Source organism: Phytobacter sp. MRY16-398 (assembly GCF_003925915.1).
GTDB lineage: Bacteria > Pseudomonadota > Gammaproteobacteria > Enterobacterales > Enterobacteriaceae > Phytobacter > Phytobacter diazotrophicus.
The window spans coordinates 3,469,886-3,484,481 of sequence record NZ_AP018756.1 but is presented as its reverse complement, the minus strand read 5'-3'; the positions used below and the strand labels follow the sequence as shown (position 1 = coordinate 3,484,481).

At 54.5% G+C, this 14,596-nt stretch carries 11 protein-coding genes; 6 read left to right on the top strand and 5 right to left on the bottom strand.

The window, feature by feature from the left end:
- The gene (locus MRY16398_RS17005) at positions 1 to 945 is read left to right on the top strand and encodes a diguanylate cyclase (protein ID WP_039079418.1); all 945 of its coding nucleotides are present in this window, start codon (positions 1 to 3) and stop codon (positions 943 to 945) included.
- 227 nt (positions 946 to 1,172) lie between these two features.
- On the opposite strand, the gene MRY16398_RS17000 is transcribed toward MRY16398_RS17005, so the two are convergent.
- The 4 genes from MRY16398_RS17000 to MRY16398_RS16985 form a co-directional block, all read right to left on the bottom strand.
- Positions 1,173 to 2,435 carry an aromatic amino acid transporter gene (locus tag MRY16398_RS17000; RefSeq protein WP_125124870.1) on the bottom strand — a complete coding sequence of 421 codons (1,263 nt, stop codon included), beginning with the start codon at positions 2,433 to 2,435 and terminating at the stop codon, positions 1,173 to 1,175.
- Positions 2,436 to 2,595: 160 nt separating this feature from the next.
- A complete protein-coding gene (locus MRY16398_RS16995; RefSeq protein WP_107224555.1) occupies positions 2,596 to 3,966 on the bottom strand; it encodes a tyrosine phenol-lyase in 1,371 nt (456 codons plus the stop codon).
- A gap of 599 nt (positions 3,967 to 4,565) precedes the next feature.
- A complete protein-coding gene (locus MRY16398_RS16990; protein WP_103245675.1) occupies positions 4,566 to 5,249 on the bottom strand; it encodes a helix-turn-helix transcriptional regulator in 684 nt (227 codons plus the stop codon).
- 298 nt (positions 5,250 to 5,547) lie between these two features.
- A complete protein-coding gene (locus MRY16398_RS16985) occupies positions 5,548 to 5,835 on the bottom strand; it encodes an Rdx family protein (RefSeq protein ID WP_039079459.1) in 288 nt (95 codons plus the stop codon).
- Positions 5,836 to 6,058: 223 nt separating this feature from the next.
- On the opposite strand from MRY16398_RS16985, the gene MRY16398_RS16980 reads away from it, so the two are divergent.
- The 5 genes from MRY16398_RS16980 (at position 6,059) to MRY16398_RS16960 (ending at position 12,132) form a co-directional block, all read left to right on the top strand.
- Positions 6,059 to 8,431 carry a TonB-dependent receptor domain-containing protein gene (locus MRY16398_RS16980; protein WP_125124869.1) on the top strand — a complete coding sequence of 791 codons (2,373 nt, stop codon included), beginning with the start codon at positions 6,059 to 6,061 and terminating at the stop codon, positions 8,429 to 8,431.
- 69 nt (positions 8,432 to 8,500) lie between these two features.
- Complete coding sequence (locus MRY16398_RS16975; protein ID WP_125124868.1) at positions 8,501 to 9,553, top strand: hemin-degrading factor; 1,053 nt, start codon at positions 8,501 to 8,503, stop codon at positions 9,551 to 9,553.
- The gene (locus MRY16398_RS16970; RefSeq protein ID WP_079496672.1) at positions 9,550 to 10,368 is read left to right on the top strand and encodes a heme/hemin ABC transporter substrate-binding protein; all 819 of its coding nucleotides are present in this window, start codon (positions 9,550 to 9,552) and stop codon (positions 10,366 to 10,368) included. The genes MRY16398_RS16975 and MRY16398_RS16970 overlap by 4 nt, the downstream gene beginning before the upstream one ends.
- The gene (locus MRY16398_RS16965; RefSeq protein WP_125124867.1) at positions 10,368 to 11,360 is read left to right on the top strand and encodes a FecCD family ABC transporter permease; all 993 of its coding nucleotides are present in this window, start codon (positions 10,368 to 10,370) and stop codon (positions 11,358 to 11,360) included. The genes MRY16398_RS16970 and MRY16398_RS16965 overlap by 1 nt, the downstream gene beginning before the upstream one ends.
- Positions 11,353 to 12,132, top strand: coding sequence for a heme ABC transporter ATP-binding protein (locus MRY16398_RS16960; RefSeq protein ID WP_125124866.1), 780 nt, complete (start codon positions 11,353 to 11,355; stop codon positions 12,130 to 12,132). The genes MRY16398_RS16965 and MRY16398_RS16960 overlap by 8 nt, the downstream gene beginning before the upstream one ends.
- A gap of 32 nt (positions 12,133 to 12,164) precedes the next feature.
- Here MRY16398_RS16960 and katG read toward each other — a convergent pair whose 3' ends face one another.
- Complete coding sequence (gene katG, locus MRY16398_RS16955; protein WP_103245674.1) at positions 12,165 to 14,348, bottom strand: catalase/peroxidase HPI; 2,184 nt, start codon at positions 14,346 to 14,348, stop codon at positions 12,165 to 12,167.
- Between the last annotated feature and the right edge of the window lie 248 nt (positions 14,349 to 14,596).

Here is a 14,596-nt window from a genome sequence, read left to right as displayed (position 1 = left end):
ATGAATGACAAGCTGCTACTGGATGCATTTTCCGCCCTGAGTCTGGGCGTGATTGTTGTTGATGCGAACTACAAGATTACGTTGTGGAACGCGTGGTTAGAAGCACATACAGGTCGTGCGGCAAGCGCAGCCAAAGGTCAGGATTTTTTCGCGGTTTTTCCGGATTTGCGTAACCACCGGGTTGGCGTAGCGATTAAACAAGCGATATGCCACAACTTACCGGCTCTGTTGTCGCAATCGCTGCATCGTTCGCCTTTCCCGCTGTTTGCGGAACCCGCACAGCCCGGTGAGCGTTTAAGCCAGGCAATCACTATCGTCCCGCTGGGCGATGTGGAGCGTTACTGCCTTATTCAAATTGTCGATGTCAGCATGGCCGTTCGCCGGGAGTCGCTGTTACGCGAACAGGCACATGTGCTGCTCTCACAATCGTTATCCGACGGACTGACGGCGGTGGGTAACCGTCGCTATTTCGATCTGTGCATTGAGAAAGAGTGGCGTGCCAGTAAGCGTAATAACAAACCACTGGCGCTGTTGTTGATTGATGTGGATTACTTCAAGCGCTACAACGATCGTTACGGTCATCAGCAGGGCGATCTGTGCCTGCAACAGATAGCGGCGGCTATGCGAGGTTCACTGTTGCGCCCCTATGACATGCTTTTCCGTTACGGCGGGGAAGAGTTTTGTGCGCTATTGCCGGAAACGCGCTCGGCTGATGCCGTCGTCGTGGCGGAAAGATTACGTGCGAGTGTTCAGGCGCTGGGGCTGCCGCATTCTGGTTCGCCGGGCGACATCGTGAGCGTCAGCGTAGGTGTTGCCAGCCTCAACCAACGCGTGCATACAGACTATGGCAGCTTAATTCAGGCGGCGGATGACGCACTCTACGAGGCTAAGCGTTCCGGGCGTAATATTGTTCGCGCCAGCACCGCAGCCAGGAGCCAGGCGTAATCCCCGCCAAACCGTCGAGCCGGGTTAAGCGGGGATTCGAGCACAGCAAAGCGTTTTACCACCGGGGCCTGCAATGCAGGCCCTGCTCACTGGCAGCGTGTTTTTCTACGTAGCCCCACGCTGCGTAAAAGTGTCACCACAACACGCAGCAACGTAAACCGGCAAAACACCGGCTGCTGATACTGGAGCAGTGTCAGAAACATCGCCATCCTCCATGCTACCGCCCGTCAGTGAAAAACGGGAAGCAGGCCAAAAACTTCCAGAATAACGGTTAAATAGACAATCCCGCCGCAGACGATAACGGTGTTGAGCACGGCATTATTGCAGGGCGCACGGTAAGCGGCTGTGGCGAAGCGCTGGCGGGCGCTTTTGACCAGGAAAGGTGGCAGGATCACGCTCCAGATGGTAAACGCCAGCCCGGCATAGCCGATGGCGTGGACAAAGCCGTTGGGGAAGAACAGGCACACCGCCGCCGGGGGCAGGTAGGTCACAATAGCCGTTTTGCAGCGCCCGATGCCGTTATTGGCAAAATGGAACAGGTCGGCGATGTAATCAAACAGCCCGAGCGTGGCAGCCAGTAGCGAACTGGCAACGGCAAAGTTACCGAAGAAGGTCAAAATCAATTCCATATAGCGGCTGGTAAAAATCCCGCCAATCGCCTCAACAAACACATCAATATTGCCGCCTTTGGCGATGATCGGCGAGAAGTCAGCACGACTGATATTGCCCATGGTCACCGCCAGCCAGAAGATATAGAGAATCAGCGCAAATAACGTTCCGACGATGATGGAATTTTTAATGTGGTGAATATTCTCTTTACCGTAGAGCTTCACCAGGCTTGGCACATTGCCATGAAAACCGAAAGAGATAATACAAAACGGCAGTGTCATTAACACATAGGGCAAATAGCGGGTTTGCGGCAAGGCGACGCTGGCGGTATCGAACAGATTATCAACGTTAATCGTGCCGATCATGCCGGAAAAAGTGGCGAAAAAAGCGATAAATTTACCGAAGATCAGAACGGTGGTGATGCGGCCCACCAGCAGCGAGCTGTACCATGCAATCAGGCTGACAATCACACTAACCAGAATAATCGACACAGGGGAAGGTAAGTGCATCCCGCTGTATTTGGCGATGGTGTTCGATAATACCGCCGATGAACCAGAAATATAGGCGTAGGTCAGAATATATAAAACAAAACCGAAGGCGAGGCCGACCACGAAATTCCAGCGTTTGCCGAGCAGTTCCAGGGTAAATGTATTAAAGCTGGCACCGACATCAAAATGCAGATTCACCTCAACCAGCATTAATCCGGTCATCAGCATCATCAGTGAAATAGCGATAAGGATCAGGGTGGCACCCGGAAACCAGACGCCCGCCATCGCGATAGGCAGTGAAAACATACCGCCACCCACCACGGTGGCAATAACAAGCATGGCGCCGCTGGTCAGCCCGGCGTCACGAATCGGTTCAGATAAAGAGAGGGCCATAATAGATATTCCTGAATAAGTATCCTACCCGTCGTTATTCAGATTGCACACGCATTGGCAGCAACGCGAATAGTCAGGGTAGCGTTATATAAGTTTGAACATCATTTTTTATCGGCGAGAAACAAAACTGCCCCATCAGGTCATGGGGCAGGAAAACACATTAAATGTATTCAAAGCGTGCGGTAAAGAAACGCAACTGTTTAGGTTCGTAAGTGAACCGTAACCCGCGAATATCCTCTTTGTGTTTATATAACTGAATAATCCCATCGGCGACGACATCCATATGCGCATAGGTGTATACGCGGCGCGGAATGGTCAGGCGTACAGTTTCCAGTTTCGGTTTATGGTGCTCGCCAGTTTCTTTATTACGCCCGGCGGAGATAATACCGCGCTCCATGCTGCGCACCCCGGTTTCCACGTAAATACTGGCCGCCAGGCTCTGCGCCGGGAACTGTTCCTGGCTCAAATGCGGGCAGAAACGGCGGGCATCCAGGAATACCGCGTGGCCGCCAACGGGTTCAACAATCGGCACGCCCGCCGCTTTCAGTTTGTCACCGAGATAGCGTACCTGCTTAATACGGTGCTCGATGTATTCAAACTGCATGGCTTCACGCAGGCCAATCGCCATGGCTTCCATGTCGCGTCCGGCCAGGCCGCCGTAAGAGGGCATCCCTTCGTAAACCACCACCAGCTCACGCGCCTGAGAGAACAGGTCGTCATCGTTCATGCACAGGAAGCCGCCGATATTCACCAGACAGTCTTTTTTACCGCTCATGGTGCAGCCATCGGCATAGCTGAACATCTCATGCACGATCTCTTTAATGCTCTTATTCTCAAAGCCTTTTTCCTGCTCTTTGATGTAATAGGCATTTTCCACGCAGCGCGTTGCATCGTAATAAACCTTGATGCCATGTGCGCTGGTAAGCTCACGCACCGCACGCATGTTCTCCATTGAAACCGGCTGCCCACCAGCCAGGTTAACGGTCACCGCCAGGCAGATATAGGCAATATTTTTGGCCCCTTTTTCATCGATCAATTTTTGCAGTTTATTCAGGTCGATATTGCCTTTAAACGGAACGTTCAGCGTGGCGTCATGCGCTTCATCACGCACGATATCAACAAAGGAGGCGCCATTTTTTTCCTGATGATAACGGGTAGTGGTGAAGTACATATTGCCCGCCACATACTGTCCCGGTTTTATTGCCAGTTGTGATAACAGGTTTTCCGCGCCACGTCCCTGGTGGGTAGGCACAATATGTTTAAAGCCGAACAACTCACGTACGGTGGCTTCAAGGTGATAGAAGTTGACGCTGCCTGCGTAGGCTTCATCACCCATCATCATGCCCGCCCACTGTTTGTCGCTCATGGCGTTGGTGCCGCTATCCGTCAGCAGATCGATATACACATCTTTGGAGTTCAATAAGAAGGTATTCAGTCCTGCTTCTTCCATTTTTTTAAGACGCTCGTCACGGGGAATCATTGAGACGGTTTCAACACTTTTAATACGGAATGGTTCTGCCGGATAGATCATTTTATATCTCCAGTGAGTTCTTTAATTTAAAAAGTTATAGCGAATCGAATTCCTCCAGTTAATTCTGGAGGCGTCTTATTGTCCTTTCCCTTTCCCGGGAATCATTTGGCAAACGCATCATGCGATAAAGAGATGGCAAAGGGAATAGCGGGAGGGTAATTCGATTTTGGCGCTTTTTTAAATAATGTAAAACGGGTGATAAAGTTCACGGTAATAATAAAATATATTGTATTTTCAATTCATTGCGTGAGTGATAAGTCATGATGACATAAAAAAGAGCACAATAAACCCGTTTATTCTGGAACATTCGGTGAACGACGTTTTTTTGTCGCTGTTTTGAAATGTGAACCAGCGAAGCGAAATTGAGAAATAAATCCCGTTTTCGCTTTCATTCATTTCATAAAGACCACTTATTATCGTCAATATTACTTTACGGGTAGAGTGTGTTGTGATGTAAAAGCATTGTTTTTCAGTTAATTAAATGAACCGTAAAGAGTGGGGCGCCTGGTTTTCCGTTCACAAAGTACACGGGTACTGGCAGCGGGAGTGAAGGGAAAAATGAACCGGGCGCAGCCATGATGGCCGCGCAAAGAAAGGTATTAAGCCTGGCGGGACTTACGTTCACGCAGATATTTGTAGATGGCGTAGCGGGTGATGCCAAGACGGGCGGCGACAATCTTCACAGCGTCTTTTAGCTCAAAAATGCCATTATTATACAGTTGGTTAACCACCGCTTTGTTTTTGAATTTGCTGGTTATCATGACGTCTCTTTGTACGCTGGCGATAACGTTGTCTGCCGCTTCCATCACAACCTCATGCGGGCTGGCACCGAAATGTTCGGTAAAAGGCATGGGTTCCTCACCGTCCGGGATCAGAGTTTCGAGCATCTGGTGAAAGGGAACAGAGAGATTGATATTGACGCAAAATAGCCCAATCGCTTTGCCTTCTTCGCCAAAGAGCACCGATGTCGCTGATTTAAACAACTCGCCTTTTTTATTTCGCGTAAAATAGCTCAGCGTATTATTGATGCCGGTCTTGTTAAACAATTGCAGCGTTTTGAGTCCCATATCGGTAATGGGCGAGCCGATCGTTCTGCCGGTGTGGTGGCCATTAATAATTTTATTCACCGACGCGTTGTGATCTTCAAATGAATGCAGCACCACTTCGCAGTGTGGACCTATCAGGCCTGCGATCATTTCTGCAAGGTGTGAAAATGATTTCATGCACTCGGTATCTGCGTCGGTAAATAAACCGATATCCTTGATTGATTCATCTTTATTCATTGTGATCTCCATTGGGTTTATTTTTCGCATCATATCGGGCATCGGAAACGGCTTAATAGAGAACGCTAAACAATATGAAGTGGATCACTTAAATAGAATAATGTATTTTGAATCAAGATGTTGCATTAAAGCCGGTAAATAAATATTTACTCTGTGCAGAATTATTGGCAGCGGTAGTTTTGGGAAGTGAAATAGCAATGATGATCAGGGATATTAAGGTGGCGGGGCGCTGTTTGTCTGACAATTATTCGATTATGCGCGAGCAACAAATATAAACTGCTCGCACATTTTATGTTGGCTAGTCGCTTTTCTTTTCCAGATGCCCGAGATCTTTTTCCGGGAAGCAGTAATCTCGCACGCGGCGTTTTAGCTCTGCGGCATCCGGAAAACCGCCATCCACTTTACGGTCCCAGATAACCTTTCCGTCGATATCAATGACAAAAATACCGCCCGTACCCGGTACCAGGGTGACGGAAGCTAAGTCGGCACTAAAGCTGTGAAGCAGTTCCTGCGCCATCCAACTGGCGCGCAGCATCCAGTTGCACTGGGAGCAGTACTGTAAGGTGATGGCGGGTTTGTTTTGCATAATCATGTTAACCAGCAAGTGTAAACGTTGGCTTAGTGTAGACAAAAGAATGCGCAAAGCGTGAAGAAATTGCGAAGTTGTTGCAACTGATAATGGTTATCATTATGATTCCGATCAAGATAAAGAGTGGTGCAGTGTGTCTTGTGCTGACAGCACGCGCTCAATAAAAAGACTGGAAGCAACGGTGGGCCTGATACTAATAAATTCTAAGGCTTGCAACATTATGGGTACATCGCAACTTTCCCGGACACCGTTTCGCAAGAGCGTTCTGGTGACTTCACTGCTCGCAGCACTGTATCAGACCTCCGCCGTGGCGGCTGATGCTCACGTAAAACAGACCACCGCAACCGATACCCGGCAGGACAATGCCGAGGAGATGGTTGTTACCGCACCTGCGCCGGTACTGAAAGCGGGCAGCAGCCATACGGTAAGTGCAGAGGATCTGCAAAACAAAGGCGCCAACGACTTTGGTTCAATCATGCGCTACGAGCCGCTTATTAGCGCCACCGGCGCAAGCGGGGGTTCCGGCAATGGCAAAAGCGGCTTTGACCGTGGTGGCTATACCGGATACAACATTCGCGGCCTGGAAAGTAACCGTGTCGGTATCGACGTTGACGGTATTGCGCAACCCGATGCCACCGGGCGCAGTTATGTCAGCCGCTCCGGCCTGAATACCTTTGGTATTGGTCGCGATTATATCGACCCTTATATGTACGGTGGGATTGATATTCAGTCTGGCGCCACCTCCACCGAAACCGCCAATACTTCTATCGGCGGCAACGTCTCGTTCCAGCCGAAATCGGCAGACAATTACCTGCACGCGGGTAAGCAGACCTACTTTGGTTACCAGTCGGATTATGATTCAGCGGATCGTAGCTGGCACAACGGCCTGACGGCGGCGGGCGGCGATGAAACCCTGCGCGGCATCTTTGTTTACAGCCGTCGTGACGGTCAGCAGACCCGTAATAACAGCGGCACAATTGACGCCTACCCGGCCAACTGGCACTCCGATGCGATGCTGGCTTCCGGTATCTGGCAGCCGAATGAGGCGCATAAATTTACCGGTACGCTGGATTACTACCACAAGACCAACCACACCCATTACGATGCGTGGAACAGCGCAGGCAGTTCCATTATCGGCAACGCCAACCAGACCAGCCAGACGCGTCGCTGGGGTGTCAGCCTGAAAGATGACTGGACGCCAGTGAATGCCTGGCTGGACAGCATGTCCACCAAAGTTTACTACCAGCATACGGAAGCCCACGACTGGACATACATGCCGGACAGCACCACGCTGTCGATGGAGACGGTAAATTCAAACTATGATACCGATACCTGGGGCATCACCAACGTGCTGACGACAACCCTCGGGCGCCACGATTTAAGCGCCGGTTTCAACGCCAGCACCAGCAAAACACAGCGTCCGTTCAGCCAGTCGCCAATACCGAGTGTGTTTAGCGAGATTATGCAGCCGGAAGCCGATAGCCGGGGCTACACGCTGGGGGCGTTCGCCCAGGATCAGATTAATTTCGACCTTGCCGATCGTAACTTTGCGATTATCCCCGGCGTGCGCGTTGTGCATCAGTCAATGAAGCCGGACAACCTCGCCAGTCTGACCAGCAACAGCACGGTGCTGGATGAATCCGACGTGTCCACGCTGTATGGCAAAAACTCAGACACCCAGTGGCTGCCGTCGCTGACCTTCCAGTACGATCTGACGCCGCGCCTGATGACCTACCTGCAATACAAACGCGGGGCGGAATTCCCCAACGCCAGCCAGTTGTACGGCTCCTGGAATCTGGGCTCAAACTATGCAGGGCGCGGGCAGTATGCGCTGGTGGGTAATACCGACCTTAAAACCGAAACCAGCGATAATCTCGAATGGGGGATGAAAGGCGAGGTGACGGAAGGCATTACCCTGCGCACCGCGCTGTTCTACAACAGTTATAAGAACTTTATCGCCTATACGCGTTACACCCGTACCGGCAACCCGGACAAGTTCACCCGCGTGCCGTCCAACATTTACACCATTTATCAGGCGGAAAACCGCGATAAAGCCTTTATCTATGGCGGTGAAATCAGCACTAAATTTAACTTCGGCACCTGGTTTGAAGAGGTTAATGGCCTGAGCGCGACCCTGGCGTATGGCTATACGCAGGGCCAGTCGAAATCGAGCTATATGGGCGACAAATACATCGACCTTGATAGCGTCGCACCGATGAAAGCCATTGCAGGCGTGGCCTGGGATGACCCGGCAAAACGGTATGGCACCGCGCTGACCGCCACCTTCGTCAAAGGCAAGCAGGCCACCGCGACCACCCGTGAATCCTACAGCAATACCGGTTCGTCCCTTGGCGAATCCAGCGCCGAATACATGCGCGTGCCGGGCTACGGCCTGCTGGACTGGACCGCGTACTGGCAGGTGGCGAAGAACGTCAAACTGCACGGCGGCGTTTATAACATCACCGATCGCAAATACTGGGATTACCTGAACAGCCGTACCCAGGAGGAGACCACCAATCAGGATGCTTACGACAAAGCGCTGGCCGTCATGCCTGGCCGTACATGGCAACTGGGCGTGAACGTCGATTTCTGATTTTTGTTCCATTTAACCTGCCCTCCGGCCTGTGCGCCGGAGGTTTAATCTCATAAAGGAAGCACACCTATGACCCATTCATCGCAAGATTACGCCGCACTCTGGCAGCAGTATCAGGAGATCAAAACCGCGACGCCGGGCAAATACGCGCGCGACATTGCCAGCGAACTGGGGGTAAGCGAAGCGGAACTCACGCACGCCCGCACAGGACATGACGCCACCGCGCTGATCAATGACGCACGCGAGATCCTGAGCGCACTTGAGTTGGTAGGGGAAACGAAGTGCATTTGTCGCAATGACTATGCGGTTCATGAACATCTGGGCAGTTTTACCAACCTGCATATCAGTGAGCGTGCCGGTCTGGTACTGAACCCACGGGCGCTGGATTTGCGCCTGTTTATTAGCCAGTGGGCCAGCGCCTTTTTTGTGCGTGAAGCAAGTGCGCACGGTGAACGCCAGAGCATACAGTTCTTTGATCATCAGGGGGACGCGGTGCTCAAGGTGTACGCCACGGAACAGACCGATCGCGCTGCGTGGGGTGAGGTGGTTGCCCGCTTTAGCGCCCCGCAAGTACAGCCGTTAACGCTGCAACCCATCGACGCACCTGGCTACGCGCAGGATGCCGACGGCGCGGCGCTGGATAAAGCCTGGCGCGCAATGACCGATGTGCATCAGTTCTTTGGCCTGTTGAAACAACACAATATTTCCCGCCAGCAGGCCTTTCGGCTGGTCAGGGATGATCTCGCTATGCGGGTGGGTAACGATGCGCTGTCGCAACTGCTCAATACCGTGCTGCGGGAGGGTAACGAAATCATGATTTTCGTGGGCAACCGTGGCTGCGTGCAGATCTTTACCGGCGCGCTGGAAAAGGTGACGCCGATGAAAGGCTGGCTCAACATTTTCAACCCGGCCTTCACCCTGCATCTGCGCGAGGAGACCATTGCCGAAAGTTGGATCACCCGCAAGCCGACCGCCGACGGGTATGTCACCAGTCTTGAGCTGTTTGCCGCCGATGGCACGCAGATCGCCCAGTTGTACGGCCAGCGCAGCGAAGGCCAGCCGGAACAGAGCCAGTGGCGCTCACAGATTGACGCGCTGGCAGAGAAAGGAAAAGCGGCATGAAAAAACTCGTCCTGCTGCTGGCGGCACTGCCGCTGATGGCCAGCGCCGCCGCCGAACGGATTATTACGCTTGGCGGCGATGTCAGCGAAATTGCCTGGGCGCTGGGGGCGGGGCCGCAGATGGTCGCGCGCGACAGCACCAGCACCTGGCCTGGCGAGGTGCAAAAGCTTCCCGACGTGGGCTATGTGCGCCAGTTGAATGCCGAAGGCATCCTCTCGCTGCGCCCGACCCTTGTACTGGCAAGCGCCCAGGCGCAGCCCTCGCTGGTGCTGAAAAAAGTGGAAGAGAACAACGTGAAGCTGGTCAACGTTCCGGGCGGTTATGACGTGGCGGCCATTGATAAGAAAGTGGACGCTGTCGCCGCCGCCATCGGGAAAACCGCACAAGGGACCGAACTGCGCAAAAAACTGGATGCCGAAATCGCCGCGTTGCCGACGCAACCGCTTAACAAACGCGTGCTGTTTATCCTCAGCCACGGCGGGATGGGGTCGATGGTCGCAGGGCAGGAGACCGCTGCCGACGGGGCGATTCGCGCCGCGGGTTTAATCAATGCGATGCAGGGCTTTAGCCACTATCGCAACCTCTCGCAAGAAGGGGTGATTGCCAGCAAACCGGACCTGGTGGTGATTTCCGCCGACGGCGTCAAAAGCATGGGCGGCGAAGAGAATCTGTGGAAACTGCCCGGTCTTGCACAAACACCTGCCGGGCGCAGTAAGCAACTGCTGATCGTGGACGATATCGCGCTGCTCGGTTTTGGCGTTCGCACCCCACAGGCGCTGAAAGTGCTGCGTGACAAAGCGGAGCAACTGCCGTAATGCGCCCTGTGACCCGCTATCTCTGGGGGCTGACGGTGCTGCTGGCCGGGCTAACGCTGATGGCCAGCACGGTGGGGGCGATGCAGCTCCCGGTTGCCAGCCTCTGGCACAGCGGTGATGAAGCGTTGCGCCAGATTTGGCTGACTATCCGTTTGCCGCGCGTGCTGCTGGCGCTGGTTGTAGGCGCATCGCTGGCGCTTTCCGGCTGCGTGATGCAGGGGCTGTTTCGTAATCCACTGGCGGACCCAGGCTTGCTGGGTGTCAGCAGTGGTGCGGCGCTGGCGGTAGCCTGCTGGCTGGTGCTGCCGTTGACGGTGCCTGCTCTGGTGGCCCTGTATGCCCCGATGCTGGCGGCGTTTCTCGGTAGCGTCGGGGTGATGATGGTGATTTTCATCCTCAGCAAAACCCGAGACAGTTCGCTCTCACGACTGTTACTGGTAGGGATTGCCATTAACGCCCTGTGCGGCGCGCTGGTGGGTGTGCTGTCGTGGATCAGTAATGATGCCCAGTTGCGCCAGCTCTCTTTGTGGGGGATGGGTGGGCTTGGGCAGGCGCAGTGGTCAACGCTTGCCGTCGCCGCTACGCTGATGGTGCCCTCTGCCGTCGTGGTCTGGCGCGTGGCCGGGCAGCTCAACCTGCTGCAACTGGGCGATGAAGAAGCGCATTACCTCGGCGTGAACGTGCCCATGCTGCAGCGGTTGTTGCTGCTGTGTAGCGCACTGCTGGTGGCGGCCAGCGCTGCCATCAGCGGCATTATCAGCTTTATTGGCCTGGTGGTGCCGCACCTGATGCGCCTGTGGCTGGGGGCGGACCATCGGGCGCTGGTGCCGGGTTCGGTGCTGGCCGGGGCGATACTGTTGCTGATTGCCGATACGATTGCGCGCACCGTGGTGGCGCCTGCGGAAATGCCTGTGGGGCTACTCACCAGCGTACTGGGCGCGCCCTGGTTCTTGTGGCTTATCTTCCGTCAGAGGAGGGCGACCCATGGTTAAGTGTTTAACGGCTGAGCACCTCAACCTCTGGGTGGGCGCGCGCCAGTTGATTAACGATGTCTCCGTCACCCTCGAAGCAGGGGAACTGGTGGCGCTGATTGGCCCTAATGGCGCGGGGAAATCGACACTGCTGCGCCTGCTGACCGGGTTTTTAAAGGCCAAAGAGGGGCTGTGTTGTCTGGATGGCCGCCCGCTACACGACTGGCCGCCCGAGGTGCTCTCCCGCCACCGGGCGGTGATGCTGCAACAAACCCGGATGCAGTTTGACTGGCCGGTTGAGGGGATTATCGCCATGGGGCGTGCGCCCTGGGGACCGGGCAAAGAAAGTGAGATTGTGCGCAGCGTGATGGCGCTGACCGGTTGTTGCGAACTGGCGGGTCGCCGCTATAGCACGCTCTCCGGCGGCGAGCAGCAGCGCGTTCAACTGGCACGCAGTCTGGCGCAGCTCTGGCAGGATGATGGCCCGCAGGGTTGGCTGTTTCTTGATGAGCCTACCTCAGCGTTAGATCTCTACCATCAGCAGCAGCTACTGCGCCTGATGAAAAGCCTGACCCGGCGCGGAAAACTGCACGTTTGTACGGTGCTTCACGACCTGAACCTGGCGGCGCTGTGGGCAGACCGGATTTTGCTCTTACATCAGGGAAAACTGGTGGCGCAGGGCACGCCGCAGACGGTTATTCAGAAATCGATCATCGAAAAATGGTATCAGGCGGATGTGCGGGTGGAGCAGCACCCACACAGTGAAAAACCGTATCTCTTTTTAAGCGAATAAACACCCGGCGAGAGGTCTCGCCGGGTTGTCGGTTATTGCAGATCGAAACGGTCGAGATTCATCACCTTCGTCCATGCGGCGACGAAGTCAGCGACAAACTTCTCTTTGGCATCGTCGCTGGCGTACACCTCGGCAAGCGCACGCAGAATCGAGTTAGAACCAAAGATCAGATCGGCACGGGTAGCGGTATATTTCACTTCGCCGCTGGCCCGGTCGCGGCCTTCAAACAGCTCCGCTTTCTCATCAACCGGTTTCCACGCGGTGCGCATATCCAGCAGATTCACGAAGAAATCGGTGCTGAGCACGCCAACGCGGTCGGTGAAGACGCCATGCCGGCTGCCGTCATAGTTGGCACCCAGCGCACGCAGGCCACCGACCAGAACGGTCATCTCCGGCGCGGTCAGCGTCAACTGTTGGGCTTTATCAATCAGCAGCGTTTCGGTCGGCATCTCATCTGCCACGCGGCGATAGTTGCGGAACCCATCGGCCAGCGGCTCCATCCATTTGAACGACTCAACGTCTGTCTGATCCTGACGGGCATCAACGCGGCCCGGTGTGAACGGCACGCTGATTTTCACGCCAGCATCGGCAGCCGCAAGCTCAATACCCACGCCGCCTGCCAGCACGATGACGTCGGCCAGCGACGCTTTACCGGACGCCTGCTGAATCTCTTGCAGTACTGGCAGTACTTTGACCGCCGTCGCATTCACTTCCCAGTCTTTTTGTGGCGCTAACGCCAGACGCGCGCCGTTGGCGCCACCGCGTTTATCACCACCACGGAAGGTGGACGCAGACGCCCAGGCTACGGAGACCAGCTCGCTCACCGACAGACCCGATTCGGCAATCGCCGTTTTCAGGCTGGCAATGTCCAGATCGCTCGGTTGGTGGATGGCGGCAGGCAGCGGATCCTGCCAAATCAGATCTTCGCTCGGCACTTCCGGGCCAATGTAGCGGGATTTTGGCCCCATATCGCGGTGGGTCAGTTTGAACCAGGCGCGGGCGAAGGCCTCATTAAAGGCCTGCGGATCGTTCAGGAAGCGGCGGGAAATTTTCTCGAAATCCGGGTCGAAACGCAGCGTCAGGTCCGTCACCAGCATGGTCGGTTTGCGTTTTTTCTCCGGGTGGAACGGGTCAGGAATGATGTCCGGCGCATCTTTCGCTTCAAACTGAATCGCCCCGGCCGGGCTGCGGGTCTGTACCCACTCGTACTTGAAGAGGTTCTCGAAGAAGTAGTTGCTCCACTGGGTAGGGGTTTGTGTCCAGACCACTTCAAGGCCCGAGGTAATGGCGTCGGCACCCGCACCGCTGCCATAGCTGCTTTGCCAGCCTAAGCCCTGAGCTTCAATAGACGCCGCTTCTGGCTCGGCGCCCACATGGTCGGCTGAGGCCGCACCGTGGGTTTTCCCCAGCGTATGCCCACCGGCAATCAGGGCGACAATCTCTTCATCGTTCATACCCATGTTGCCAAAGGTCGCACGGATGGCCGCTCCGGCGGAAGTGGGTTCACCGCTGGCGTTCGGACCTTCCGGGTTGACGTAAATTAACCCCATTTCGGTGGCGCCGATGGCCTGTTGGGCAAGGCTTTCTGGATGACGGTGCTCAAGCCAGTTTTTTTCATTACCCCAGTTTACGTCGAGGTCCGGCTCCCAGACATCTTCGCGACCAGCGCCGAAACCGAAGGTGCGAAAGCCTGAGTTTTCCAGCGCCACGTTACCGGCGAGGATGATCAAATCACCCCAGGAGATCTTCTGCCCATATTTTTGTTTCACTGGCCACAGCAGGCGGCGTGCTTTGTCGAGACTCACGTTATCCGGCCAGGAGTTGAGCGGAGCGAAACGCTGCTGCCCGCGGCCTGAACCGCCGCGTCCGTCGATAGTGCGATAGGTCCCGGCACTGTGCCAGGCCATACGAATGAACAGCCCGATATAACTACCCCAGTCAGCAGGCCACCACTCCTGAGAGTCGGTCAGCACTTTTCTGATATCGGCTTTTAGCGCGGAGTAATCGAGTTTTTTAAACTCTTCACGATAATTGAAGCTTTCGCCTAAAGGATTGGAACGGTTGGAATGTTGATTAAGCAGGTCCACGCGCAATTGCTCTGGCCACCAGTCACGGTTGGTGGTGACACTGCTTTTCTTCGCGGGTTTTGCGCCGCCTTCATGAAAAGGGCATTTGCCTGCGGAGGATTCCGGGGACGTATCTTCTGACATGCTCATATCTGGCTCCATTTGCACTAGTGAGTCTCGTTACGATATACACTGCTTCCAGTTAGAGGTATTTGAATGAATCTACAGATTTGATAGCCAATTCCTTTCTTATAAGCAACACCGTTTGTGGGGAATTAAAATAAAAACGGCTCTTATCGACTCATCATTGATCAAGACCGGTACAAAGCGGTATTGCCCCGATCACAAGCGTGTGCCTGTTTTTGTAAAATCGCCATTTTCAATGCATAAAAAATGCG

What these genes read in the sequence shown, in the direction of transcription:
- MRY16398_RS16960 (WP_125124866.1), top strand. Translation starts at nt 11,353, where the DNA reads ATGGTTAAGTGTTTAACGGCTGAGCACCTCAACCTCTGGGTGGGCGCG.
- MRY16398_RS16995 (WP_107224555.1), bottom strand. Translation starts at nt 3,966, where the DNA reads ATGATCTATCCGGCAGAACCATTCCGTATTAAAAGTGTTGAAACCGTC.
- MRY16398_RS16980 (WP_125124869.1), top strand. Translation starts at nt 6,059, where the DNA reads ATGGGTACATCGCAACTTTCCCGGACACCGTTTCGCAAGAGCGTTCTG.
- MRY16398_RS16990 (WP_103245675.1), bottom strand. Translation starts at nt 5,249, where the DNA reads ATGAATAAAGATGAATCAATCAAGGATATCGGTTTATTTACCGACGCA.
- MRY16398_RS17005 (WP_039079418.1), top strand. Translation starts at nt 1, where the DNA reads ATGAATGACAAGCTGCTACTGGATGCATTTTCCGCCCTGAGTCTGGGC.
- katG (WP_103245674.1), bottom strand. Translation starts at nt 14,348, where the DNA reads ATGAGCATGTCAGAAGATACGTCCCCGGAATCCTCCGCAGGCAAATGC.
- MRY16398_RS16965 (WP_125124867.1), top strand. Translation starts at nt 10,368, where the DNA reads ATGCGCCCTGTGACCCGCTATCTCTGGGGGCTGACGGTGCTGCTGGCC.
- MRY16398_RS16985 (WP_039079459.1), bottom strand. Translation starts at nt 5,835, where the DNA reads ATGCAAAACAAACCCGCCATCACCTTACAGTACTGCTCCCAGTGCAAC.
- MRY16398_RS16970 (WP_079496672.1), top strand. Translation starts at nt 9,550, where the DNA reads ATGAAAAAACTCGTCCTGCTGCTGGCGGCACTGCCGCTGATGGCCAGC.
- MRY16398_RS17000 (WP_125124870.1), bottom strand. Translation starts at nt 2,435, where the DNA reads ATGGCCCTCTCTTTATCTGAACCGATTCGTGACGCCGGGCTGACCAGC.
- MRY16398_RS16975 (WP_125124868.1), top strand. Translation starts at nt 8,501, where the DNA reads ATGACCCATTCATCGCAAGATTACGCCGCACTCTGGCAGCAGTATCAG.